Here is a 23,746-nt window from a genome sequence, read left to right on the forward strand (position 1 = left end):
ATCTCCTGGATATGGCCTTGTTTTGAAGGGGGTACCGTTTGCAAAACAGCTAAACGGCGCCCATAATTTTCATATTGATCGGGTCCCAGCTAATGGCCTTCTTCTGGGCGAAACTCATGTTTCCGCACTGGGTTGGGCCGCAGGCACGAAGGCCAAAGGTAGCATCTTCGACGTTCGGAGCACCCGTCCGGATGGAGTTGAAGAAATTGGAAAAGTGCTCGTACCGATCGCCCTTATAATCTTTAGGGAAAGTGTATTTAAGCTCTTTCGGGCCTTCCAGTTCCGGATGGGGTGGATACAACTTGGCGTATTCCTGAATATAGAGTTCCTTCTGGTCTTTCGGGAAGTTGTCGATCGACATACCCGGTGCCTTTGGAAATTTATTCCGATGAACGGTCAGGCTATCGAAACCGAGCGACAAATCGCCTTCTGTGCCCACAATCCGAACCAGATAATTACCACCACCGCCATCGACGAAGTTAGAGCGGGTTGTCAGGTTAAACTCAGGATGTTCGGCCGTTTTTGGATAATCGTAGATGCTCAACTGAATATCGGGTACATCCCGCCCATCTTTCCAGTAGCGGGTACCCCCGCTCGAATATACCCGATTTGGCCCTTTTGACCCCGTAATGCAGTGTAGAGACGTTAGCAGGTGAACATACAGATCCCCGGCAATTCCGGTGCCATAGTCCTGATAGTTACGCCACCGGAAAAAGCGGAGTGGGTCCCAGGCACGCTTGGGTGCACTACCCAGATAGGTGTCCCAATCAACGGTTTGTGGTGAAGCATCCGGCGGAACCGAGTACTGCCAGGCACCCATCGCACTGTGGCGGTCATAAATAGCTTCTGCGAAGACCAGTTCGCCAATATCACCCGCCTTCATCAATTCACGAGCTTTGGCAATCAGCAATGAACTGGCAAACTGGCTACCAACCTGGAAGACCTTGCCGGTTTCTTTAGCGACTTTAATCAGCGTATGGCCGTCCTCAAACTTTTGCACCATCGGCTTTTCGCAATAAACGTGCTTGCCTTTGCGCATGGCATCGGTAGAGATTTTTTCGTGCCAGTGATCGGTAGTACCATTGATGATGGCATCAACGTCTTTACGCTCTAAAATCTCCCGGTAGTCTTTGGTAACCGGAAGCTGATCGCCCCAAAGTTCTTTGGCACGACGAAGACGCCCGTCATACAGATCACAAGCTGCTACCATTTCGATACCATCGACCATCAGGGCCGTTTGAGTATCGCCAATACCCATGCCACCCGTACCGATGAGGGCAATCCGAACTTTGTCATTAGCCGCAGTACTGGAATGGCTTTTTACCAGATTCAGATACTGGGGAGCAGCTATTGCTTTGGTTTCTGCCAATGCAGCTGGTGCCGTGGCTGCGGCCGTACCGGCAATGCCGAGGGTCTTCAGAAAAGATCGGCGGGAGTTTTTCCCATTGTTTTCTGATGAAACCGCCCGTTTGTCGTTCTTCATAATAAAAATAGATTGAGGATTTGAAAAGTCGCGTATTCGCTGTTACAGGGCTGTTTAAGGTTTCAGCCGCTTATAACTTGGTTTCCGGCGAATCTCCTGTAAAAATAACCGAAGTCTTTATTTAATTTTTAAAAAATTTAATAATTAAAAAGTCCGCTGAAACCACTTATTCACATTGCAATCCCCTCATCACTTTAGTAATCTTGTCCTTATTCCTAAATCACTGTCAGTAAGATGAAAGCATTCGTGTTAACTTGTTTAATAACGGCCAGTGTTGGCCAGATTCTTGCACAAACTACGCCTTACCCGACCATTGGTCAGGTCGTGCGACTTGATCCCCGAATCGATAAACTGATTCCGAAAGATGCCCAGATAGAAGTACTGGCCAGTGGCTTCGTATGGACCGAAGGGCCAATCTGGGTCAAAAACCATGACGCCGTTGCCGGAAATTTTTTACTCTTCTCCGACGTGCCGCAAAATACCATTTTCAAGTGGACCGAAAAAGAGGGTGTTACTCCCTTTCTGAAACCTTCGGGCTATACAGGTACGGGTGTGTACGGCGATGAGCCCGGCTCTAATGGACTGACCATTGACCGTAAAGGGCAGCTTATTGCCTGTGAGCATGGCGACCGGCGCGTAACGGCCATGCCTTTAGATGGGATTGGTGGGAAACGCACACTGGCCGATAATTACAACGGAAAGCGGTTCAACAGCCCAAACGATGTGATAGCGCACTCCAACGGCAGCTATTATTTTACTGACCCTCCTTATGGGATGCCCAAAAAAGAAAAAGACCCCACTCGGGAAACCGAAGGCTTCGGTGTTTACCGGATTGCTCAGAATGGAACCGTTTCTATGGTTGTCGGCGATCTGACCCGCCCGAATGGCATTGCTTTGTCGCCAGATGAAAAAACGTTGTATGTGGCTCAGTCAGATCCATCCCGACCCGTCATTATGGCTTATGCCGTGCAGCCAGACGGATCGGTGAGCAAAGGCCGGGTTGTGTTTGGAGCCGATGGCCTGAAAAAGCAAAATCTGGAAGGAGGGTTCGATGGTATGAAAGTTGACCGTGAAGGCAACCTCTGGGCTACAGGTCCCGGTGGCGTGTTGGTGATCTCACCCGCAGGCGATTTTCTGGGGCATATTAAAATTGGAGGAGCAACCGCTAACTGCGCCTGGGGCGACGACGGCTCCATGCTCTACATTACCGCCGATATGTATCTCTGTCGGATAAAAACTACGGCTAAAGGATGGTAATAAGCAATGATGAATTAGGAATGAAAAGTGATCGATAAATTAGCGAAAAGACATTCATCGTTTATCATTCATAATTCATCATTATTAAGCTAACTTTGTAGAGAGTACATCGCTTGAAAGTTAGGTTTTTATTCTCATGTTGGAGAATCGTAAGTATGTCATTATCGGCGTTTTCTGCCTCGTCGCGGTGGCGTATCTGGCTCGGTTATTTTATTTGCAGGTTCTGGATGATACCTATTCGCTGGGAGCATCGAAGAATTCAATCAAGAGGGTCATTGAAATCCCTTATCGGGGGCAGATTTATGACCGAAATAATAAGCTCATCGTCTACAATACGCCCGTTTACGATCTGTATGTAACCCCCAAACAAGTCCGTATTCCTGATACAGCCGCTTTTTGTCGGATGATGGATATTACCCAGTCCGATTTTGACAGTGTCATGGGGCTGGCTAAAAATTATTCGCCCGTTAAGCCGTCGCTGTTTCTGCGGCAGCTTTCCAAAGAAGATTTTGCCCGGATTCAGGATGCACTGGTCGATTATCGGGGTTTTGAGCCGGTGATTAGTTCGATGCGAACCTACCCGGCCCATACGATGGCCAATGCCCTTGGGTACGTTAGCGAAATCAGTAAAAAACGACTCGAAGAACAGGATATTCCATATTATCGGCAAGGCGATTATGTTGGTCATAATGGCCTGGAAGAACAGTATGAAGAGCAATTAAGAGGCAAGCGGGGCGTCAAGTTTATGATGCAGAACGTTCGGGGCGTCAATAAAGGGTCCTGGAAAAACGGTGCTTACGATACACTGGCCGTAGCCGGTCAGAACCTCATTACGGGCATCGACGTGGAGGTGCAGCGGTATGCTGATAGCCTGATGCAGAATAAAGTTGGCGCGGTATTGGCCGTCGAACCGTCAACGGGAGAAATTCTGGTTTCGGTTTCAGCACCTACCTATGACCCGAACCTGCTGTCGAGCCGGTTTTTCTCGAAAAACTACCGGGCTTTAATAAAAAATCCATATAAGCCGTTGATTAACAGGCCGATAATGGCTAGCTATCGGCCTGGATCGACCTTTAAACTGATTCAGGCGCTGGTCGCTCAACAGCAGGGGTCGCTCTTTCCGAATACGGTTTATGGTCATGCGGGGTCGCCAATGCGTTGCCACTGTCATGGAGGAAATAATCTGCGGGGTGCTGTTCAGAATTCGTGCAACCCTTATTTCTATTATGTCTTCCGTAAGTTCCTCTATTTCAACGGCGAGCATAATACCTTCAAAGCATCGGCCATTGGTCTGAAACAGTGGCACGATATGGCCGAGAAATTTGGTATCGGTAGTAAGCTGGGTGTCGATTTGCCAAGTGAATTAAAAGGTAATCTGCCTACGCCCGAGTATTACGACAAAGCGTATCGGGGTGCATTACGCTGGAAATTTTCAAATGTCTATTCGCTGAGTATCGGCGAGGGGGAGCTACTGATCAGTCCGCTCAAGTTGGTCAATCTGGCCGCAACCGTTGCCAATCGGGGCTGGTACATTACACCCCACTATATCAAAGGTTTTGACAAAGCAGGTGATGGTTTACCAACTGAATACCGCGAACGGCACGAAACCGGCATTGAGTACAAATATTACCTCCCCGTTATCGACGGTATGCGCGGGGCGGTTGCTCATGGAACAGTAACGCCACTGGCTAACATTGAGGGGATCGATTTGTGCGGAAAAACAGGAACATCGCAGAATGCCAAATTCGGGCACAAGTTTGACCACTCGATCTTTATCGGCTTTGCTCCGATGAATGATCCTAAAATTGCCGTTGCAGTATTCGTTGAAAATGCCGGATGGGGTGGAAAAGCAGCAGCCTCTGTAGCGGCCCTGGTTGCCGAACGCTACCTGAAACGCAAAACGGAAGCCAAAAAACTGGAAGAGCAGGTTTTAGCATCGAATTATATGCCGCCTGCCAGTTCGCTGATAACCCCAAAGAAACCCGCTCCGTCGAAAAAAGACACGACGCAGAAAGCGGCTAAGCCATTCATGACATCCACAAAGCCAAAGTCGACTACAACAATGGGCGCTATCAGTGGAAATTAAAAATAAGTTTGTGGTTTTAGAGTTTCTAGTTTGAGCGTTACACGTTAACGAACAAACCATAGACCACAAATTACATAAACGACAAACTAAATTGTCTCGCAATAACGACCCATTCACTCAGGACATCGATTGGCTAACTCTAGTGCTATACCTCGGCTGTGTAGCCTTGGGGTGGCTCAATGTCTATGCCGCCGTTTATAGTCCAGAAGATCATACGAGCCTGTTCGATATGACAACCAATGCCGGGAAACAGATGATGTGGATCGGTACGACGGTTATTCTGATCATTTGTATTCTGGTCATCAATCATAAATTTTTCGATTCGTTTGCGTATTTGTTTTACGCGTTCATGATCCTGATGCTGCTGTTGGTGCTCGTAGCCGGAACGAACATAAACGGATCGCGATCGTGGTTCAAATTTGGATCGGTTTCCATTCAGCCTGCCGAATTTGCGAAAGTGGCAACGGCGCTGGCCTTAGCGAAGTATCTGGATGTGCCGGGAATTAATCTGTCCCGGCGGAAAGAGCTGATGTACATTGGCGGTATCATTGTGTTGCCCTGTATTCTGATTCTTGCCTCGAATGAAACCGGCTCAACCCTGGTCTTTGCGTCGTTTGCCATCATGCTCTATCGAGAGGGGCTACCGGGCTGGATTCCGGCCGTGGGCATTACAGCAGCCGCCCTGTTTGTGCTGGCACTCGTTTTTCCGAAGCTGTACATCTTCATCGGTATTGTAGCGTTGCTGATTCTTGTCATTGCCCTGATGCCACGCTACAACCGCACAACGAGCAACCTGATTTCGATGGGCGTTGTTGGCGTGATGATGATGGTGTTTGTGACGGGTGTTGATTTTTTCGTGAATAACGTCCTTCAAAAGCACCAGCGTAATCGCATAAAAGTACTCGTCGATCCAACCATCGATCCACTGGGCGTCGGCTGGAACGTGACGCAGGCTAAAATCGCGATTGGGTCGGGTCGGCTTCAGGGCAAAGGGTTTCTGGAAGGAACGCAGACTAAATTCGATTTCGTCCCGGAACAGAGCACCGACTTTATTTTCTGTACCATTGGCGAGGAACATGGTTTTATTGGCAGCGCCGTTGTCATCGCGTTGTTCATCGGACTGCTCTCGCGTATTGTGATTCTGGCCGAAAAACAACGGAGTAAATTTGCCAGGGTTTACGGCTATTGCGTGGCCGGGATTATCTTCTTTCACGTGATGGTTAACATTGGTATGACCATTGGGCTAATGCCCGTTATTGGCATTCCGCTGCCTTTTTTTAGCTATGGAGGGTCGTCGCTCTGGTCGTTTTCGATTCTGCTGTTTATCTTTCTAAAGCTCGATTCGCGCCGAACCGCATTCACAAGAAGGTAAGGGCTTATTTCAACCCTGTTCCAATAACGCTGGCCGGTGGTGGGACTGACAGCGCCGTTCCGCCGACTTCGTCAGCACCCAGATCGAGGTTCCCGGAACGGTTGTTTCCGTCATAATCAGTTGTAACGATAGCCATAGGAAGCCCGGCTTTCAAACAGGGGCTACCGGCTTGAAGGTGATGCTGGCTATTGAGTTTCGGGTCGCCTTCAGTGCTGTGGGCATCGAATTTGGTCGCTGATTTCCACTGAGCGAAGGTAAGGTCGCTGTTTTGCCGATTTTCATAAATGGCCGATTTGCCGGTTCTGAAGTAACGATTATAATCAATCTGATTCGTCCCGGTAAGCGATTCTGCCTGATCATCGTCATTGTAGCGGATACGGATCATGGCGCGGTCGCCTGCCTGCGCCTGCACGAAAATGTTGTTCAGTATCTTCACATCGCGGCAGGGCGGGGTTCTGAGCGCACCGTTAGAGCCGACATACGTTTCACCCCGACTGATGTATAAAGCACCGTATGTCTCACTTGCCACATTCACGAACGTGTTGTTGACGACCTGGGGGCGAAGAGCCGCAAATAACCCAACACCACCCCATTTTGCGTTGACGATAATGTTGTTTCGGATAATCATATCAAAGCTTTCGGTATAATCCGTATTGTCTTTGTCGAACCATTCTTCGTCCGTGTCGGTATTGCCTGCCGCAACGCCCAACTCCCCGCAATTGATGATCAGGTTGTTTTCGATGATGCAGTTTTTAGCTCCACCTTTGGCATAGAGACCGTTCGTTGCAATGTCATGAAAGTAGCAATTACGCACGATCATCTTCGACCCATTCACATTATCGATTCCCTCCGCATTGTCTGCCGTAACGTTGGCTGGTCCAACGCCCGAATGATGAATCTCGCAATTCAGTACCTGGATGTTTGCACAGCCCGGCACAATTTTGATGCAGTCGCGGCCCGTATCGTGAATGCGGCAATTGCGAATCGTTAAATCGCTGACTGCCCGACGAATGGGTTCGCCATCTTCCCAATTGTTTTCAAGCTTAATGCCATAAAGGTACCCACCCACGATTTCCAGATTTTCGATCAGACCGCCTGTAATAGTTGGCTCACGATACCACAGCACCGATGTAATATCCTCAATGTTTGTCACCGCTTTGATAATAGCCCATTCGCCGGGATAGGACCGAAGCGTGAGGTTACAGGTGCGAATCTTGATTTCCTTACTCTCGTGCGTACCGGCGCGTAGCTCGACAGCATCGCCGGGCTTGGCCGAATCGACCGCTTTCTGAATCGTTTTGAGCGGCTTGCCAAGGGTTCCATCATTGGCATCGCTACCATTGAGGGCTACATACCACGTTCGGGGTGTTGGGTTGAATTCGTTACAGGCAAACCCTGAAGTGATTGGCGACGTTGAGGTATCGCTACCCGGTGCGCTGGTTGTGCTGCCAGGCGGGGCGATAACCGCAGGCGATGGAGTATCTTCGGCTTTTTTACACTGGGTTAAGCTGAACAGGGCGATAACGAGAATAGTAAGGAGCTTCAGGTTCGATTTCATGGGCCTATCGTTCAATCTTTATGTCGAACACAAACGAAGCGGTGCTATTCGGTTTGGTATGTTGGCCCTGTGTGAAGCGGATAAGGCCTTTTTTGCCCTGCTGCGTCCTGAACGACCACAGATACTGCGTAAGCGGCACCGACGTAGTCAGGTCGGAAAGAGCGGTGACCAGTTCCGTTTTTTCGTCGGCTCCGGCATCGAATGTCCAGGCTTTACGTAGATCAGCGGCATTGGCAAACGTATTCCACTGGTTAGCCGGAATGCTAGTGTATCGTAGAAATGTATTAGGAAACAGGGGCCACTTTTGCTGGTCAATTTGAGGCCAGATGGTGTAGGCACCGCACGAAACCCCGCAGTTTTTGACCGCCCGTGGCCCCGCAAACCAGGGCCCTGAATAATAATCGAACACCACGTCGATATCGTAAGCAACCGATGCACCATCGGCAAACCGGTAGAACGTACCCTTGTCGAGGTCCAGCAAATTGCGGGTTTGCGGATCGTTCGACTGGCCTTCTTTCAGGTCGAGTTTGAGATTGGTGAAGACACTGACATCGGGGCTGGCCGGAAATTCCCGCTGGCTTAGCAGCGCCGACTGAGCCATGCGTGGATCGCCCGTAATAGCTACATCAAAAATACAGTTTCCCAACTCAGGCTGGCGGGTTATACCAGCGGTCTGACAAACACCTTCTGCCCAGGTATACTTATCGGAATCGATCAGCGGAAACGTTTTAGGAAAAGTCCGGTCGGCGTAGGAGTCTGCATTTTTACCTGCCTCATAGACGAACAATGACGTTTGGTTGCTCACCCGCCAGCTATCCGCAAACGTAGTGTGAATAAGCGGAAACGTTCGTTCGACGGTCGTGCCATCAGCCAGTTGAATGTCATTTTTATCGTCACCATCGTAATTGCCCAACAGACCGGCTACTTTCCCTTTTCGGGACTTATCAAGCATGACGGCATAGTCGAGGTAGGGTGTATTCCAATAGATCGTTACCCCTTCGCCCTGCGCATTACTAAATACCAGTTTTTCTTTACCCGCCAGCCGTAACTTATTGCCGTTGGTGAGCGAAAGCTGCGTTAATGCCGACAGGGCCGTTTCTTTTTTATTGACAAACAGACGAGGTTCATCCAATGCCGCCGGTTTAATTAATAAACAGATTTCATCCGCCCCGATTCGTGCTGCAACACCCGTGTTGACTGTGGCCCGATTGGTTTTGAAGGTATCTTCCTGCCGAGCCTGTATTTCAATGTTGTCGCCTTTGGTTGAAACGAACTCACCCAGTGTCTGAATATCATACGTCAAACCATCGTGCGTAATAACATGAGGGTCACCCAGGGCTCTGCCCAACGCGTCTGCCGCGTTCCCCAGACCATCGCCCAGCCGATCAAAAATTCCCGAAAAGGCATCACTAACACTGCGAGGCCCCCGATTGGTACGGCCCGCCTGGGCTGCGGCTCTGGCGGCTTCTTCCCTGGCGGCTTGCTCGGCGGGGGTTTCTCCGCGCGAGTTCCGCTGGACGGGTGCAGTATTGGAAGGCATTGGAGCATTTCCGGTCGATGGAATATTCATCCGGTATTCGGGCAGTGGGCTGCCGGGTTGAGCCGGTGGGCTATAGTAATAAGAGCTATGATAATCGATACTACCATTTGAGTGGCGGCCCAGGCGGATTTGAGCCTGCGCGGGTGTAGCGATGAGCGCGACCAGAAAGTCGCCAATGTCGAACGATTTCTGCTTACCGTGCAGTTTGGCAATCGTTGTTTCTTCGTTTGCCAGTACACCCCAGATGGCATCGGCCACCAGTTCTTTCGTAACCGTATAGCCCTGTACTTTTGAGAGTCTGTTCGCAACAAAATCGGTCAGTATCCCAAACGTTTTCACCTCTGCTGCTTTGTTGGCAATATCCGTATTCGCCGTCTGAATAGCCGCATCGATAGCCGAATAGCTGGTCGTCTGGAACGCCAGGTATTTGCCCGATGCAAAGCCTTCAACCTCCTGATTCGCGTAGGTATCGAACCGAAAGTCAAGAATGGCCACGCCCTTATTTTGAGAGGCCAATTCCGTACATTCAATGATGAGCTGGTGATAACGAATCGACACTGGTCCGTCGGAGGTGGCTGTCGGACTGGTGTCTTTTTCTTTGCACGATTGCGGTACCAGAAGCAGTAGCAGCGTGAACACACTGCATAGGATCCGGCAGCTTATTGCCCAAACTGACTGTTTCATTTTGTTTTGGTGGTTACTTTTTGGTCGGTAAGTAGTCTATCGTTTTCGAAAATTGCCCATCAGAGGTCAACACACTGGGCAGGCTCGTTAGGTTAAAAATCAACATCCCCGTGCCTGCCAGAGTCCAGCGATTTTTATTTCCCAGCGTTGTAAATACTCATCAAAAGTGCTTTACTGATTCGCTGTCCTGCTTTTTTGCCGATATGACCCTGTCCATCAGACGAGTCTACGCCATTGACATCCGATGGGTCGGCAGCCGTATTGCGGTTTTCAGGACAGATGCGCCAGACATTGGTTTGCTGACAGGCTCCGTTGTTGCTTTCGAGTTCCTGCAAATCAAAAATGACATCGGTAGCGTTGAAGGTGGATTCCATCCATTGACCGACCTTCATTTTGGCCGCGTTGCCTTCATAATCTGCTGTTGAATAGACCAGTGGCGGGGTCAGATGCACAAAGCGAAGCCCCGGAATGGCCGCCCGCAGCTCGTCGACCATTTTTTTGTAGTCTGTTTTTACCTGCTCAAAATTGTTGTCCTGAATATCGACGTACCCGAACTTGAATACCGCAATGTTCAGGCTGGCTTTATTGGCCAATGCGTTTTCGCGGAACACCCTGATTTTCTCCTGTGGATTTCCATTGGGAATGCCGCCCACATCGACGAAAATGCCGCCGTGAAGCCCTTTCGTTGTCTGATCACCTTTGCCATAATACTCGAATGGAAACCCATTGGCCTTTGCGCCCTCTTCCAGATCCTGACCAACTGACTGATGGAGGAAAAGCGTATTCCAGCCTTTGATGCGGTCTCGTTCAGAAACGGCCAGCTTATCCCAGGCGTCAATACCTGCCAGTCCGACTACTCCGGGCTGGCCTTTGCCCAGCGCCGATGAACCAGTACCCGGATTGGTGCCGGTGCCGGGTGTTGTGCTGCTACCTGTTCCCGGAGCGGGGTCGTTACTTCCGCCCTGGCTACAGGCAAGAAGGAGCGGTACTAAAAAGAAAAACAGTGTCTTTTTCATCGGTGAGTAGTTCATGGTTTTGCCATTTGACAGGGTGAATGTGGTGTTGAGTGGGCTGAAAATCCAATCCGTTGACGGAACGGGTGTAGCCGTTGAGGGAACGGTCGGGCAAGTGATTGACTGCGTAGAATTACGGGCGTACCTTGTCTCTCCGAAATACCTGCCCGCTGTCATGCCTGTTGTTCAGCTTTTTATGGGATTGCTCATGACCCTCATGACGTATGCTTCGCTGGGGCAGTCGTCGTTTGTGGTCGAGACAATCGGGTTGCGGCAGGGCTTGCCCGCTTCCGACATCCGGGCTTTGTTTCGCGATGCAAAGGGCTACCTCTGGCTCGGAACCGACATTGGCCTGGTCCGTTACGACGGGTTCCGATTCGAGACCATCAGTGTTTCGCAGGAGGGGCGCTGGCTTGGCGTAGTAAACGCGCTTGCCGAAGACAAGGACGGTCAGCTTTGGGTCGGAACAGAGGATGGTTTATTCGTTGTCAGGAATGGAGCGGCCCATGCCGTTAAAAGCCTGCAAACGGACCGATTTCTTCGGATGAACTGCCTGATTTTCGATAAGCAGCAGAATTTATGGTGCGGAACCAGCAGCGGAGCGTATGCCATTGACAAGTCTGATCTCCAGAAGATTGTCCGTACACCCGCTACTGCCATCCAGCCCAGACCGTTGCCCGGCTACGAACGATTAGTGCCTGAATTAGCTCATCAACGGGTGTTTACGCTGGCTTTTGATGAAAAAGGGCGGTTATATGCAGGAGCTAACTATGGCTTGTTTCGCTATGAAAAAGGGAAGCAGGTGGTGCGTTTGTGGCCAAACCAGCACCGAAAGGTCGAAATTCAGGCACTGGCCGTTCGGTCGTCGGACGATCTTGTCTTTACAACCTTCGACCCGCTGGGTTATATTCGACTTCATAACGGCAACGAAGAGCGGTTTTTTCCCAATATTTATTCCACCGATGTGGTATATCAGGCTAACCAGTTCTGGTATTTGTCTTATGGGTTACATCGGCAAGGTCCAGCCGATAACCACCCAATTTCGTTATTGGACCTGTACGAGAAAACCAATAGCAGCTTCAACAAGCTGTACATCGACAGGGAAGGTATTTTTTGGGTAGCGACTAATGAAGGACTTCTCAAAATCCGACGTTCTTTTTTTGAGCGAATACCACTGCCAAAATCCGTAAGTGGAAGCGAAATTAACGGGTTTGGTCTGTATGATAACAAATTACTGGTGGGAGCACATCATGGGCGTGTATTTACTTGGGAACGCGACACGCTGAAAAAAATGCTGGCGGGTCTGGCACCGATTGCGGGCGTGAGTGCTATTAAGCAGGACAGCCATCGAACGCTCTGGCTGGCAACCACCTATCAGGGACTCTTTTCATTTGATGGCTGGCAAACCCGTCGTTATACCCTTGCCGACGGTCTGGTCAATGAAGCTTTCAATGCTATTATTCCGGGTAAATCAGGTAGGTTATGGGCTGTAGGCGATGTGGGTATTACGCAAATTACTTATGATAGTACAAGTAATCGATACCGGCTTCAATTCTACGAGCATAAAGTAAACCGCTATAAATTCACGATCTTTTTTTCGGGGCTGGAAACATCCGACGGCACGCTCTGGCTTGCCAGCGACTTTGGGCTGGTATCATTTCGAAATGGTCAGTTTCAGAACCATCTGCTGACGGTTAACCAAACCACCGTTCGGTCTGTCCGGAAAATTGTACAGGATAAAAACGGCCATATCTGGCTGGCAACCGAGGGAAGCGGGCTATTGCGGGGCGAACTGAAGAACGGGCAGTTTACGCTTATCCGCCAATATACACAGCAGGATGGGCTGCCTTCCAATTCGTTTAGTGATCTGCTTGTCGATAGCAGCGGGCGAATCTGGGCTGTTGCAACCACGGCTCTAACCTGCCTGTCAATCAATAGACCGGCAGAGCAAATCCAGAATTTTGACTATAAAGATGGATTTTTCAGCGAATCGTTTCTGAATCCGCATTTAATTGAATACCCGGTTGGTACACTTTGGGTTGGCAGTACGGAGGGATTACTGCGGGTAAGTCTGAACAAATTACACCCTCAGCACCCTGCGTTATCGGTGTTGATAACCGATGTTCGGCTTCGTGACGAATCGGGCACTGTTGGGTTAGCAGTCAGCAAGTCTGGTAATCTGCTCAGTGATACGTCCGAAATTCGGCAGCTTTCCGCTTCGCAGAATGCGCTGACGTTTCGTCTTGCGCTCCTGAGTTTGGCCAATCCGGGCTTTAATCGGTACCGTTACCGACTCGATGGGGCGGAATCGACCTGGCGAAATACCTCCGGAAGCGAAAGCACAGTTACTTATTCAGGCTTGAAACCGGGCCATTATACGTTTTCCGTTCGAGGAACATCGGCTAGCGGGATCTGGAGTAAAACGGCTTCGTTTTCCTTCGATGTACTGCCTCCATTCTGGCAACGCTTGTGGTTTCTGAGTTTGCTGGCTATAGGTCTGGCAACGGGAATCTGGCTATTGATTCGATTTCGGGAAAGGCGAATCAAGCGTCAGGAAACGGAACGAAGCCGCATGGCGCAACTGATCGCCGAACTGGAAACGCGGGCCATACGCGCTCAGATGAATCCGCATTTTATTTTCAATTGCCTTAATTCGATTCAGGAATGCATTCTGGCCGATGATACGGATACGGCGTACCGCTATTTGTCGAAATTTTCCCGGCTTTTGCGCATGGTACTGGAAGAATCGGCCCGGAATATTCATTCGTTACAACACGAACTGGATTTGATTCGCCTGTATCTCGAACTGGAAGCGCTCCGGTTCGAGCAGCCGCTGCACTACGCGATCGACATTGATTCTGAAGTAGATACGCATAATTGGCAAGTGCCCTCACTGATTTTTCAACCGCTGGTTGAAAATGCAATCTGGCATGGCCTGGTTCATCAGACTGGGCCACGAAAACTCCAGATAGCGATCCGTCTTGATGGCCCTAACCGGCTATTATCCGTGATTGACGATAACGGTGTAGGCCGAAAAAAAGCATCGGAAAGCAGGAAAACAGTGTATGGGACCTCGCAGGGGTTAAAGCTGGTTGCCGAACGAATAACGCTGCTCGAAAAGAGCGGCTGGGGGCAGGGCAGCCTACAGATCGACGACCTGACCGATGCTACAGGGGAGCCAGGTGGTACGCGGGTAAGCGTATGGTTGCCAATCATTACAGAACTATCTCTTCGTACCAAATTCACTCATACCACTACTCATGTACAAAGCACTGGTCATTGACGACGAGCCCAGGGCCTGCCACGTGCTGGAAATACTGGTTCAGAAACACTTACCCGAAATTACCACGTTTGCCAAAGCAACCCGCCCCGACGAAGGCATAGCATTTATTCAGCGCTTGAAACCGAATCTGATTTTTCTGGATGTGGAGATGCCGTTGATGAATGGGTTCGATGTGCTGAATGCCGTTGATGAATGGGATTTTGACATTATTTTCACGACAGCCTATCACCGATTCGCCTTGCAGGCCATTAAAGTCAGTGCGCTGGATTACCTGCTAAAACCAATTGACGTCGATGATCTGCGGATTGCATTCGATAAGTTTCTGCACCGACAGTCATATCAGGTGCCACGTAAGGTGTTGATTCAGAATTTGGTAGGTAATCTCAATGCACCCACGATCCAGCAGCATAAATTGCCCGTCTCAACGACCGAAGGTATACATATGCTGCCCATAGCCGAGATTATTCGTTGCGAAGCGGATTCAAACTATACGTTCCTGTATATGACTGGGAATCGTCGTTTTTGTGCTTCCCGTACGCTGAAAGAGTTTGAAATCATGTTGAAAGAGCACGACTTTGTTCGGGTGCATAAATCTCATCTGGTCAACATGCAGTTTGTGACGCTCATTGGGCGGGATGGTACGGTCAACCTAAACGATGGAACCGCCATTACGATGTCGCGCCGGATACGCCAGAACCTGTTTACCCGATCAGGAGACTGATTGGCAGGGTATTTTCTGGAAATAAATTCAGGAGCTTCCCCGACGAAGGGTAACCGTAACGTTCTTGCTGAAACGCGGATCGGCACTGTTCGAATAACTTGAGCCATCTTTCTGGTGATAGCTGAAACGCAGCGTTAAGGTCATCGCATCCGTTTCCCAACGACCCTGTTCGATGTCATTGATGTAAAAATTGGGTACCACATGATATTTAGCGTCTGTCGGACCAAAACGCATCGTAAACAGGTGATAATCATCCTTATTGACACTCCCATTGATTCTATACTCTTCGCGGCCGAGCTTACTCGTTACCGTGGCCAGACCGTCGAATGCCCGTTTGTTGGTGTGAGATCGACGTCTACGCTTTTTAAACGCCTTATTCCATCGCTCGTCGTCGGTTACGGGTACGTCGATAGTCAGGACGAGATTCTTCGATAGGCCATCGGGATCGTTGAAAGAGCCCTGCCAGTGGCCGACCAGAAGCGGTTCGGTGTCGCTGTAAGCCCAGGGGTGTTGGTAACGATCAAAAAATTTACCTCCATAGAAACGAATACCACCCCAGACCAAACCGATCAGGAACAGCCCCGCCAGAACAGTCAGACAACCCAAAGGCTTTTTCATGGGCATACGTATCTAAATCCGCTCATAAACCGTCGTTAGCCGTTCTGCTTTCGTCGGATTAGGCGATTTCGGATTGTCGGCATAGGTGAATACCCAGGTCATTGTTTTGCCCTGCATACTAACATCATATACAGCCGAGGGAAATTCCTTCATCGACGATGTAACGGTTATTGTCCGACCACTCATTGACCAGTGTGCATCGACGCTCATTGATTCGATAGTCTTTTTCATTGATCCGCAGGCATCGGGAACATTCGTTTTCATCTTTCCATCACTCATAAATGTATAAGTAACGTCTTTGGTACAGGGCATGCTACGCGTCATCATTTGCATCATGTCGGTTGCTTTGCCATTACTTTCAACCAGGGTCATTGCCGTCCGTTTCCAGGTGCCAGCTACACCACCGGCACGAGGGGCAAACGCAGGTCGGAAGGCTGTTGCGATCAGAATTAACAGGATAAGTGAGCGATACATACGGGTCAAGGATTTCAGTCTTAGTCGTTATCTAGAGAAAAATCAATAACAAGCCCAGAAGGCCAGCCAGTAGTAGGAATAGCCATTCGATGAGTTGCTGGCGCATGGGCCGTTTCATAGGTAGGTAGTTTATACCTGAAAAGTAAATCGCCGTTTCGCACCGGACAAAAGCCCCTGCGCAAACGGCGGTTACTATTTAGCGAAGTGCGATTTTTCTTGATATTCAGAGAATTTGTTTACAAAATTAAAGATTAGTAAAGGATCGTTTTATAGCCTGTGTATCGGAAATAATAGGACTGTAAATTATTGACTGTCAATATGATTATGTCTGTTTCGCTGGTGTTGGAAAAACTTAATAGGTAAACATGCGGTCGCTGTCTGTCGCCAGCCGAACCAGTACCGTTGGCATTGCAAATTCAGCGGGTTTTCCGGCAATATCGGCATCAGCAAGGCCACGCGCTTTCGACGACATGCCCGATAAATAGAATCGCCCACCTCCTTTCGCGATGGCTTCATAATGTTCGCGGAGCTTGCCTGTACCCAACCCGACTACCTTATCCAGCTCAGCATCTTTCAGTAGGGTAACGGCATCACCCGCCAGAAAGAGCGTAACGGAGTGGCCTTCATCGATGGCGGTCTTCGCCACCAGAAAACCCAGTGCAGCCTTCGTTGCGTTTTCTGGGCCACAGGTAATATGTATCAGGAATTTCATCTTCTTGGCGGTTGTCGGTGTGGAATTAGTTGTGGATGTTTGCGCCTGAACTGTGCAACAGGCCAGGAGGAAGCAGAGGGCGATAAATAAACGGCTTTTGTTGCGCATGATCTTAGGTTTCGCCTGGTTACTATGCTTCATGAATCAGTGGTTTGATCTGTTCGGCCATCTCCGGAGTGACCATCACCTGATGTGCATCCAGAGCGTGTTGTGCCGCTAATTGCAATACTTCGGCTTCGCTTTCGGCCTGGATAATTCCAGGGCATTCGAATCCTACATCTTTACAGCGTAGTTCTTTCATGATTGTGTGAATTTTAGGTTAAATGGACTTATAAAAACAAAAGCTTCAGTGCGGTTTCGGCGTTTGGTTTGGAACCGTGGCACGGCTTCAAGCCAAACGCCTACAGTTATCCGAAAACCAAAAGATGATATTTTGTGAAAAAAGTTAGCTGTAACTTTCAGTTAATGTACTGATAGGCAGCGTAAAGGAAACCTGAATAATGAGTCCAAGCTAAACCGCTGGTTGTCGAAAAGCAAAAACCTTTGAGCAAACGGCAATTACAGACCTGGACTCGCCTGTTCTGGGAGATATTGGGTGGATAGAATTGGAAAGCAACCGTTATGTCGAGAAATGAAACGCAATAGAGTTTAATCCTTTGATTGAATAAGCCGGTAATCTTTGTAATTCTTCTCAATAATAGCGTCCTTAAACAGCTTGAAATACTCCTTGGCTTTTGGTTCACCATATTCTTTCTTCAGTAACGACTCAATGCCATAATCGGCCCCTTTAATCACTGGGTCCATGATGAACAGGTAGGCATACGACCCGTCGGGTTCTGGCTTGGTGGGATGCATAACACGCGTCTGTTTGAATATTTTCTGTTCAGCAGCCGATAAATTTTTGGCACCCGGCCAGAAAATTTCGTGAATGAATCGCTCGTACTGGGCACGTTTGTTGGCCTTGACCGGATAAGCAATTACCCAAACCGTTTCATTCGGTTTGGCAACAGTGTGGGTGCTCTGGCTCAGAGCGGGTGCACTGATCAGGGCAATGAGGCAGCAAATCAAGGATAAACGTAAAAAATAGGACATAGCAGTATGTTTTGGATAGATGTTAATTGATTAACAGAAGCTACGGGATGAATTACATGTAAATTTCAGCAACTTTTCGGTTGTAATCTATCCCCCGAAAGGGGGATTTTTAGTGCCTCTTCTGTCGTGTACTTTCGTAGTAATCAGTGAATACGGTTTTCTTAATGCCTAAAGCACATCACCATGAACCACACATGGTTTACAGTACTACTTTTCATCCTTGGTTTGGCGTTTTTGAGTGATGCTCAGACGACCCTTAGCTTCGAACACCTTTCTACTCCACAGGGGCTTTCTCAAAGCACGGTGCGAAGCATCTGTCAGGACAGGGAAGGGTTTATGTGGTTTGGCACTCATAATGGTCTGAACAGATATGATGGGTACTCCTTTACGGTTTTCAAGCCTGATCCCCGCGATCCTAAACACACCTTTCATCATAATATTATAACTGACATTCATGAGGATCGCCGGGGATTATTATGGGCCGCTACCCTTGGCAGTGGATTACACCTCGTAGACAAACTAACCGGAAACGTTACGGCTTATGAGATTGGATCGGGGCATAATAGTTCATTAAATACCCTTTTTTCCATTCATGAAGATGCGAAAGGATTTTTATGGATCGCAACGGCCAGGGGCCTCGCCCGGTTTGATACACAGGCCAGACAGTATACGCTTTATACGAAACAAAAATACCTGGTTGCCGTAACCCAGGAACAATCAGGGCGTTTTTGGGTAGGTGGTATTCAGGGCGTACAACAGTTTGATCGACAGACCGGCACATTTACACACGTATTACTGGATTCTACTTTTGATCGTCAGCCATTTATCTCATCACTTTGTATTGATGCTGATGGTCTATTGTGGGCTGGAAGCCTTACCGGAGGCTTATGGCGAATGGATACCAAACGTAGCCCACTGACCTTTACACGCTATAATCCTCGTGGGGAAGTCAATAAAGCGATACGGTATAATGGGATTTATTCTGATAAAGCCGGACACTTATGGCTGGCTACCAGTGAGGGTTTGCAAGGCATTGATACGAAAACAGACCGGGTGATCACCTACCAGTCCAATGCTTCTCGGCAGGGTAGTTTAAGCAATAACAGCATTCAGTCCTTATTTCAGGATAGAGCAGGCACGCTATGGGTAGGGACCAATAGTGGTGTTAATAAAGGATCTGCCTATAGTAAATCATTTACGGCTTACCAGGTTATTCCGTCTTTACCCACAATCAGCCTGAATAGTAACTACATCAATACGCTGCTGGAGGATAGAACGGGAACCATCTGGTTAGGTAGCAATGCGGGGAACATGGATGGTAGTTTCAAGAATGGGTTATTCCGGTTTGATCCTAGGGATAAGCAAATCAGAGCTGTTCCGCTGGATACTTCCGATCCTGCCAGCAAAGATGTATTAACTGTTTATGAAGACCGTAGGGGCCGACTCTGGATGGGTGCTGCCACTGGTCTGTATCAGTTAAATCGCGCTACGGGCAGGTTTGTACGCTATGCTTACCCATTTTCCGTTTACCACATGGTTGCGGATCGAAATGGTACTTTATGGCTCCCGAGCGCTAGTGCAGGCGATTCAGCCGTACTGACCGCGTTTGATCCTGATAAAGCACAATTTACCTATTATCGCTACAACGAAAAGGACACATCTGGTTTAAATAATCCCTTTTATTACGGCATTCTGGCCAGCCGCAATGGAGATATTTACCTGGCTACGGGAGGAGGAGGCATAAATCGCCTGAATCCCAAAACAGGTAAATTCAGGCACTATATGCCTAATTACCAGTCTCCGACTGGTCATATCAATGACAAAGAAGTACGTTGCCTGTACGAAGATGATCAGGGTATTATCTGGGCAGGCACGGGCTTGGGTGGACTTAATCGATTAGATCCCCGGACGGGCAAGTTTACTGCCTACACGACTCAGGAAGGGTTGCCGAGTAATCGAATACTGAGTATCATAGGCGATCTGAAAGGGCATTTGTGGATGGGTACAACCAGAGGACTAAGCCGATTTGACCCTATTACCAACGTGTTTCGTAACTATGATGTGCGCGATGGTCTGCCCGACAATGATTTTTTGACTGGTGCGGTTCAAAATCATAAGGGTAAGCTTTTATTTGGTACCCGGAATGGGTTTGTTATGTTCTATCCGGATAGCGTCAGGGATAATGCCATTCCTCCTCCTGTGTATATTACCGGCTTCACGGTGCTGGGAAAACGTCGGGCGGTACCCTCAGATCATATTGAATTAGCTTACCAGGAAAACTTCCTTTCTTTTGAGTTCGTCGCTCTCAACTACAACACTCCCGAAAAAAATCAGTACGCTTATCAACTCGTAGGTGTAGATAAGAAGTGGGTGCAGGCAGGAACCCGCCGATTTGCCAATTACACCAATTTAGCCCCCGGAGACTATACATTTCGGGTGAAGGCTTCCAACGATGATGGTGTCTGGAACGAAAAAGGGGCATCTATCCACGTAATAATTCAGCCACCGTGGTGGCAAACCATCTGGTTTCGATTATCCGCAATCGTCATTTTGTTGCTGCTTGCCGGCATTTCGATCCGGTTGTATACGCAGGCCAGACTGCGTCGGCAACGAACCGCTCTGAAACGGGTCTTACAGGTGCAGGAGGAGGAACGCCAACGGTTGGCAGCCGATCTGCACGACGATTTAGGCGCTACTTTATCGGCTATAAAAGGGCAACTGGAAACCGTTCACCAAACCAGCGATGAATTGGCCAGACCAATCGATCTGATGGAAAAGGCAATTCGGGATCTGCGGCATATCTCACACAACCTCATGCCTCCCGAGTTTGCCAGGCTAGGGCTGACAGAGGCTATCCACGAGACCGTCAGGCGGGCCGAAACTGGTTCGGGACTGCATTTTTTGTTCATCACACATGGGCAGGAACGGCGATTCGATAACGAAACGGAGTTAACCATCTACCGAATTGCTATTGAGCTGATTAATAATGCGGTTAAGCACGCAAAAGCAAAGCAAATAACAATCCAGTTGATTTTTTACCCGCAACAAGTATCTTTATTGGTTGAAGATGACGGCAGGGGTTATCCGATTAACGAGGGCATAAGTCAGTCAGGAATTGGACTACGAAATATTCGCTCCCGCGTGGCCTATCTACAGTCGAAGTTGCTGGTTGATTCTGGAGAGAGGGGTACAACCATCACTCTGGAGGTGCCTCTTTAAATCCAGAAGTATGGTTTCGGGAGCAGTTCCTTCTACAATTCTCATTGCCGACGACCATCAACTATTCAATGATGGATTGCGTACCTTATTAACGTTTGAGGGGAGCCCGTTTAAGGTTGTTGGCCAGGTCTATACTGGTGATGATGTAATCCTGGCCATTCATCAACTACAGCCTAATGTCGTTTTATTAGACATCAACATGCCCCATCGAAATGGTATTGATGTGGCCCGGCAAATTGTGCGCGACTACCCGACCGTCAGGGTAGTAATCATTTCGATGTATAACTATCAGAAATTTGTTGATGAACTAAAAGAAATCGGTGTTGCCGGTTATTTGTTGAAAAGTGCCTCCCAGCAGGAGTTGATCAGCTGTTTGCAAAGTGTTAGCACTGGAGGCCGGTATTTCGATATAAAGCTGAACGGGAAAGCGGCTGCCCTCCATCAGGAAGATGAGTTTGTGAAGCGATTTAAACTGTCGCCCAGAGAGTTAGAAATCATTGTATTAATGAGAGAAGGATTATCAGCACCAGAGATAGCCAGACAACTCTTTATTTCGGAAGAAACGGTTAAAACACACCGAAAGAATATTTACTATAAGCTGGACATAAATAACCTGGCCGAACTGATTCGGTTTGCCAATGAGCACGGGTTATAATCGTTAGCGACACTATAACGCCTGCTCATCAGGCCCAGCCAATCCGCTCGAAAAAGTGCTGCTTTTCCCGACGCGAAACCTCCACCTCACTGCCATCAGACATAACAACAGTGCCGCCTTCGCCCCGAACGTACTCGCTCAGATGCTGAAGATTTATGAGCGACGAGCGGTGAATCCGGACAAAGCTGAGCGGCTCGAGCAGGTCAGCAAAATCTTTTAATGTTCTGGTGGCCACAATTTTACGGCCATCGACCAGATAAAACGTCGTGTAATTGCTGTCGGCTTCAAGCCGAATGATATCCTGAACGGGTACGAACATAAGCCCCCGCAAGGACGACACGGCAATTTTATTGAATAGGGCATGGGGCGACGGCGTTGGGCGATTTATATCGATCGAAACCGATTCGCGGTGCTGACGCTTCTGGTGCAGCCGTTCGATGGCCTGCTGAAGCTCACCTTCGTGGATGGGTTTAAGCAGGAAATCGAGCGCACTCATCCGCAGGGCATCAATCGCATACTGACCGTAGGCCGTGCAGAAAATCACCTCAAAGTCGATTGTTCCCAGTTCGCGCAGGAGTGAGAATCCGTTCATCCCCGGCATATCGATGTCTAGAAATAACACATCGGGTTTGTAATGGGCTAAACTCGCCACAGCATCTGACGGATGTTGAAAGGTCTGTAGAACATCCACGTCAGGGGCTACTTTTTGGATCTTTACACGTAATGCATCCAGACTCGCTCGCTCATCATCAACAAGAATAGCAGATAATTTCATCATTCCGGTTGGTTGTCCGTTGATAAATGTACGGACTTATGAGGGCAGAAGATTGACCGGTAACTAAAAGGCTGCGAAAAAAGCCGTTTCTGCCGGATGAAACCAAGCGATCGCTCAGCGTATGTATACCTGGTTTTTCGTCTGTGAAAAATACATGAAAGCAATGGTAGATACTGGTAATCAATAGCTAACACCGCTTTCGTTTGCGGGGCCAATAGGGGCTATCTAAGGCGCTATTGCGCCATTGGATTTTAGAACCTTATTGAAAAACAGGATATGAAAGGGTAGCGAATTTTCCCAATAGTCCCAGGTATGACCGCCGGGGTGTTCTGTGTAATCGTGTGGCGTCTGGTTGTAAACCAACCGACGATGCAGTTCTCGGTTCGGTTCGATCAGAAAGTCATCAACGCCACAGTCAATGATCAGTTTTAGCCCGTTGGCCTTTATTTTATCAGCCATGTTCACCACAGAGTTAGCCGCGTATAAATCGGGTGTAGCTCCCTGCGGTCCCAAAATTCGCTCGAACTGAGGGGCAATCTGTTTGGCAAACTCGGGCGCTATCCGCCAGTGGGTTGGGCTCAGATCGAGGGCGCCACTCATGCTGCCAGCCGCACAGTAGAGATCGGCATGGCGCGTAGCCAGATATAACGCGCCATGCCCACCCATGCTCAGGCCCGTAATTACCCGACCTTTTTTATCGCGAATGGTACGGTATGTGTTATCGATCTTTTCCAGCACTTCTTTCGTGATATAAGTCTCAAACAGATTGTCTTTCTGAATCGGACTGTCCAGATAACCGCTTAGTTTCTCACCTTCCGGCGTAACAATAATCAGGTTGTACTGATCGGCCAGGTTGTGCAGCAGCATCTTGTCGGGTGTTTTTGACAACCAATCATTGAACTGTCCACCACCACCATGCAGCAGGTAGAGAACCGGATAGGACGACTTGCTTTTCGCATAACTACTGGGCAATACAACAGCCGCCCGAAGGTTCTTTTGCATGGCGGCACTGGGGATATCGAGCGTATCGACCTTCGCGCTAAATGCGGATAGATGCATGAATACGCCCATGCTTAGAACTAGAAAACGTAAATACATAGATTGCCGGGTTAAGAATGTATCGGAAAAACGATAGTCTGGGTGTTCGACGTGATTCTGGTGCTGGTGAAAGTAGGGGAGAGGTGTGGGACTACGGTTAAATATA

Annotated in this window: 18 protein-coding genes; 7 read left to right on the top strand and 11 right to left on the bottom strand. The window is 48.8% G+C overall.

The features are described 5' to 3' along the window. Positions 1-49 precede the first annotated feature (49 nt). Positions 50-1,483, bottom strand: coding sequence for a Gfo/Idh/MocA family protein (locus GJR95_RS21755; protein WP_162387857.1), 1,434 nt, complete (start codon positions 1,481-1,483; stop codon positions 50-52). 234 nt (positions 1,484-1,717) lie between these two features. On the opposite strand from GJR95_RS21755, the gene GJR95_RS21760 reads away from it, so the two are divergent. The 3 genes from GJR95_RS21760 to rodA all read left to right on the top strand — a co-directional run bounded on the left by GJR95_RS21760 (position 1,718) and on the right by rodA (position 6,198). Continuing rightward, positions 1,718-2,740, top strand: coding sequence for an SMP-30/gluconolactonase/LRE family protein (locus GJR95_RS21760; RefSeq protein ID WP_162387858.1), 1,023 nt, complete (start codon positions 1,718-1,720; stop codon positions 2,738-2,740). A gap of 136 nt (positions 2,741-2,876) precedes the next feature. Then, positions 2,877-4,826, top strand: coding sequence for a penicillin-binding transpeptidase domain-containing protein (locus tag GJR95_RS21765; protein ID WP_162387859.1), 1,950 nt, complete (start codon positions 2,877-2,879; stop codon positions 4,824-4,826). Positions 4,827-4,917: 91 nt separating this feature from the next. Beyond that, complete coding sequence (gene rodA / locus GJR95_RS21770) at positions 4,918-6,198, top strand: rod shape-determining protein RodA (RefSeq protein ID WP_162387860.1); 1,281 nt, start codon at positions 4,918-4,920, stop codon at positions 6,196-6,198. A gap of 4 nt (positions 6,199-6,202) precedes the next feature. Here the strand turns inward: rodA and GJR95_RS21775 are convergent, their stop codons facing one another. The 3 genes from GJR95_RS21775 to GJR95_RS21785 form a co-directional block, all read right to left on the bottom strand. Further along, a complete protein-coding gene (locus GJR95_RS21775) occupies positions 6,203-7,756 on the bottom strand; it encodes a right-handed parallel beta-helix repeat-containing protein (RefSeq protein WP_162387861.1) in 1,554 nt (517 codons plus the stop codon). 4 nt (positions 7,757-7,760) lie between these two features. Next, positions 7,761-9,980, bottom strand: a complete 2,220-nt coding sequence (locus GJR95_RS21780; protein ID WP_162387862.1) for a VWD domain-containing protein — start codon at positions 9,978-9,980, stop codon at positions 7,761-7,763. Positions 9,981-10,114: 134 nt separating this feature from the next. Further along, positions 10,115-10,996 (bottom strand): SGNH/GDSL hydrolase family protein, encoded by an 882-nt coding sequence (locus GJR95_RS21785; RefSeq protein ID WP_162387863.1) that lies wholly within the window; start codon positions 10,994-10,996, stop codon positions 10,115-10,117. A gap of 13 nt (positions 10,997-11,009) precedes the next feature. Between GJR95_RS21785 and GJR95_RS21790 the strand changes: the two genes are divergently transcribed. Both GJR95_RS21790 and GJR95_RS21795 read left to right on the top strand, forming a co-directional pair. Further along, positions 11,010-14,276, top strand: coding sequence for a sensor histidine kinase (locus GJR95_RS21790; RefSeq protein ID WP_162387864.1), 3,267 nt, complete (start codon positions 11,010-11,012; stop codon positions 14,274-14,276). Further along, the gene (locus tag GJR95_RS21795) at positions 14,254-14,997 is read left to right on the top strand and encodes a LytR/AlgR family response regulator transcription factor (RefSeq protein ID WP_162387865.1); all 744 of its coding nucleotides are present in this window, start codon (positions 14,254-14,256) and stop codon (positions 14,995-14,997) included. Before GJR95_RS21790 ends, GJR95_RS21795 begins: the two co-directional genes overlap by 23 nt. 27 nt (positions 14,998-15,024) lie before the next feature. On the opposite strand, the gene GJR95_RS21800 is transcribed toward GJR95_RS21795, so the two are convergent. The 5 genes from GJR95_RS21800 to GJR95_RS21820 all read right to left on the bottom strand — a co-directional run bounded on the left by GJR95_RS21800 (position 15,025) and on the right by GJR95_RS21820 (position 17,893). Next, positions 15,025-15,615, bottom strand: a complete 591-nt coding sequence (locus GJR95_RS21800) for a hypothetical protein (protein WP_198424730.1) — start codon at positions 15,613-15,615, stop codon at positions 15,025-15,027. Between the two features lie 12 nt (positions 15,616-15,627). Next, entirely contained in the window at positions 15,628-16,089 is a 462-nt protein-coding gene (locus GJR95_RS21805) for a lipocalin-like domain-containing protein (RefSeq protein ID WP_162387867.1), read from the bottom strand. A 352-nt stretch (positions 16,090-16,441) separates the two neighbouring features. Further along, positions 16,442-16,942, bottom strand: coding sequence for a DsrE family protein (locus tag GJR95_RS21810; protein WP_232540822.1), 501 nt, complete (start codon positions 16,940-16,942; stop codon positions 16,442-16,444). Then, positions 16,932-17,102 (bottom strand): DUF1059 domain-containing protein, encoded by a 171-nt coding sequence (locus GJR95_RS21815; protein ID WP_162387868.1) that lies wholly within the window; start codon positions 17,100-17,102, stop codon positions 16,932-16,934. Before GJR95_RS21815 ends, GJR95_RS21810 begins: the two co-directional genes overlap by 11 nt. Before the next feature lie 347 nt (positions 17,103-17,449). Further along, a complete protein-coding gene (locus tag GJR95_RS21820; protein ID WP_162387869.1) occupies positions 17,450-17,893 on the bottom strand; it encodes a hypothetical protein in 444 nt (147 codons plus the stop codon). Positions 17,894-18,076: 183 nt separating this feature from the next. Here GJR95_RS21820 and GJR95_RS21825 point away from each other — a divergent pair, with 183 nt between their 5' ends. Together GJR95_RS21825 and GJR95_RS21830 are read left to right on the top strand one after the other, a co-directional pair. After that, positions 18,077-21,112 carry a two-component regulator propeller domain-containing protein gene (locus GJR95_RS21825; RefSeq protein WP_162387870.1) on the top strand — a complete coding sequence of 1,012 codons (3,036 nt, stop codon included), beginning with the start codon at positions 18,077-18,079 and terminating at the stop codon, positions 21,110-21,112. Positions 21,113-21,122: 10 nt separating this feature from the next. After that, complete coding sequence (locus tag GJR95_RS21830) at positions 21,123-21,767, top strand: response regulator (protein ID WP_162387871.1); 645 nt, start codon at positions 21,123-21,125, stop codon at positions 21,765-21,767. A gap of 28 nt (positions 21,768-21,795) precedes the next feature. Here GJR95_RS21830 and GJR95_RS21835 read toward each other — a convergent pair whose 3' ends face one another. After that, positions 21,796-22,545, bottom strand: a complete 750-nt coding sequence (locus tag GJR95_RS21835) for a LytR/AlgR family response regulator transcription factor (RefSeq protein ID WP_162387872.1) — start codon at positions 22,543-22,545, stop codon at positions 21,796-21,798. A 222-nt stretch (positions 22,546-22,767) separates the two neighbouring features. Continuing rightward, positions 22,768-23,640, bottom strand: coding sequence for an alpha/beta hydrolase (locus GJR95_RS21840; protein WP_174260217.1), 873 nt, complete (start codon positions 23,638-23,640; stop codon positions 22,768-22,770). Positions 23,641-23,746 lie beyond the last annotated feature (106 nt).

The organism is Spirosoma endbachense (genome assembly GCF_010233585.1).
Classification (GTDB): Bacteria; Bacteroidota; Bacteroidia; order Cytophagales; family Spirosomataceae; genus Spirosoma; species Spirosoma endbachense.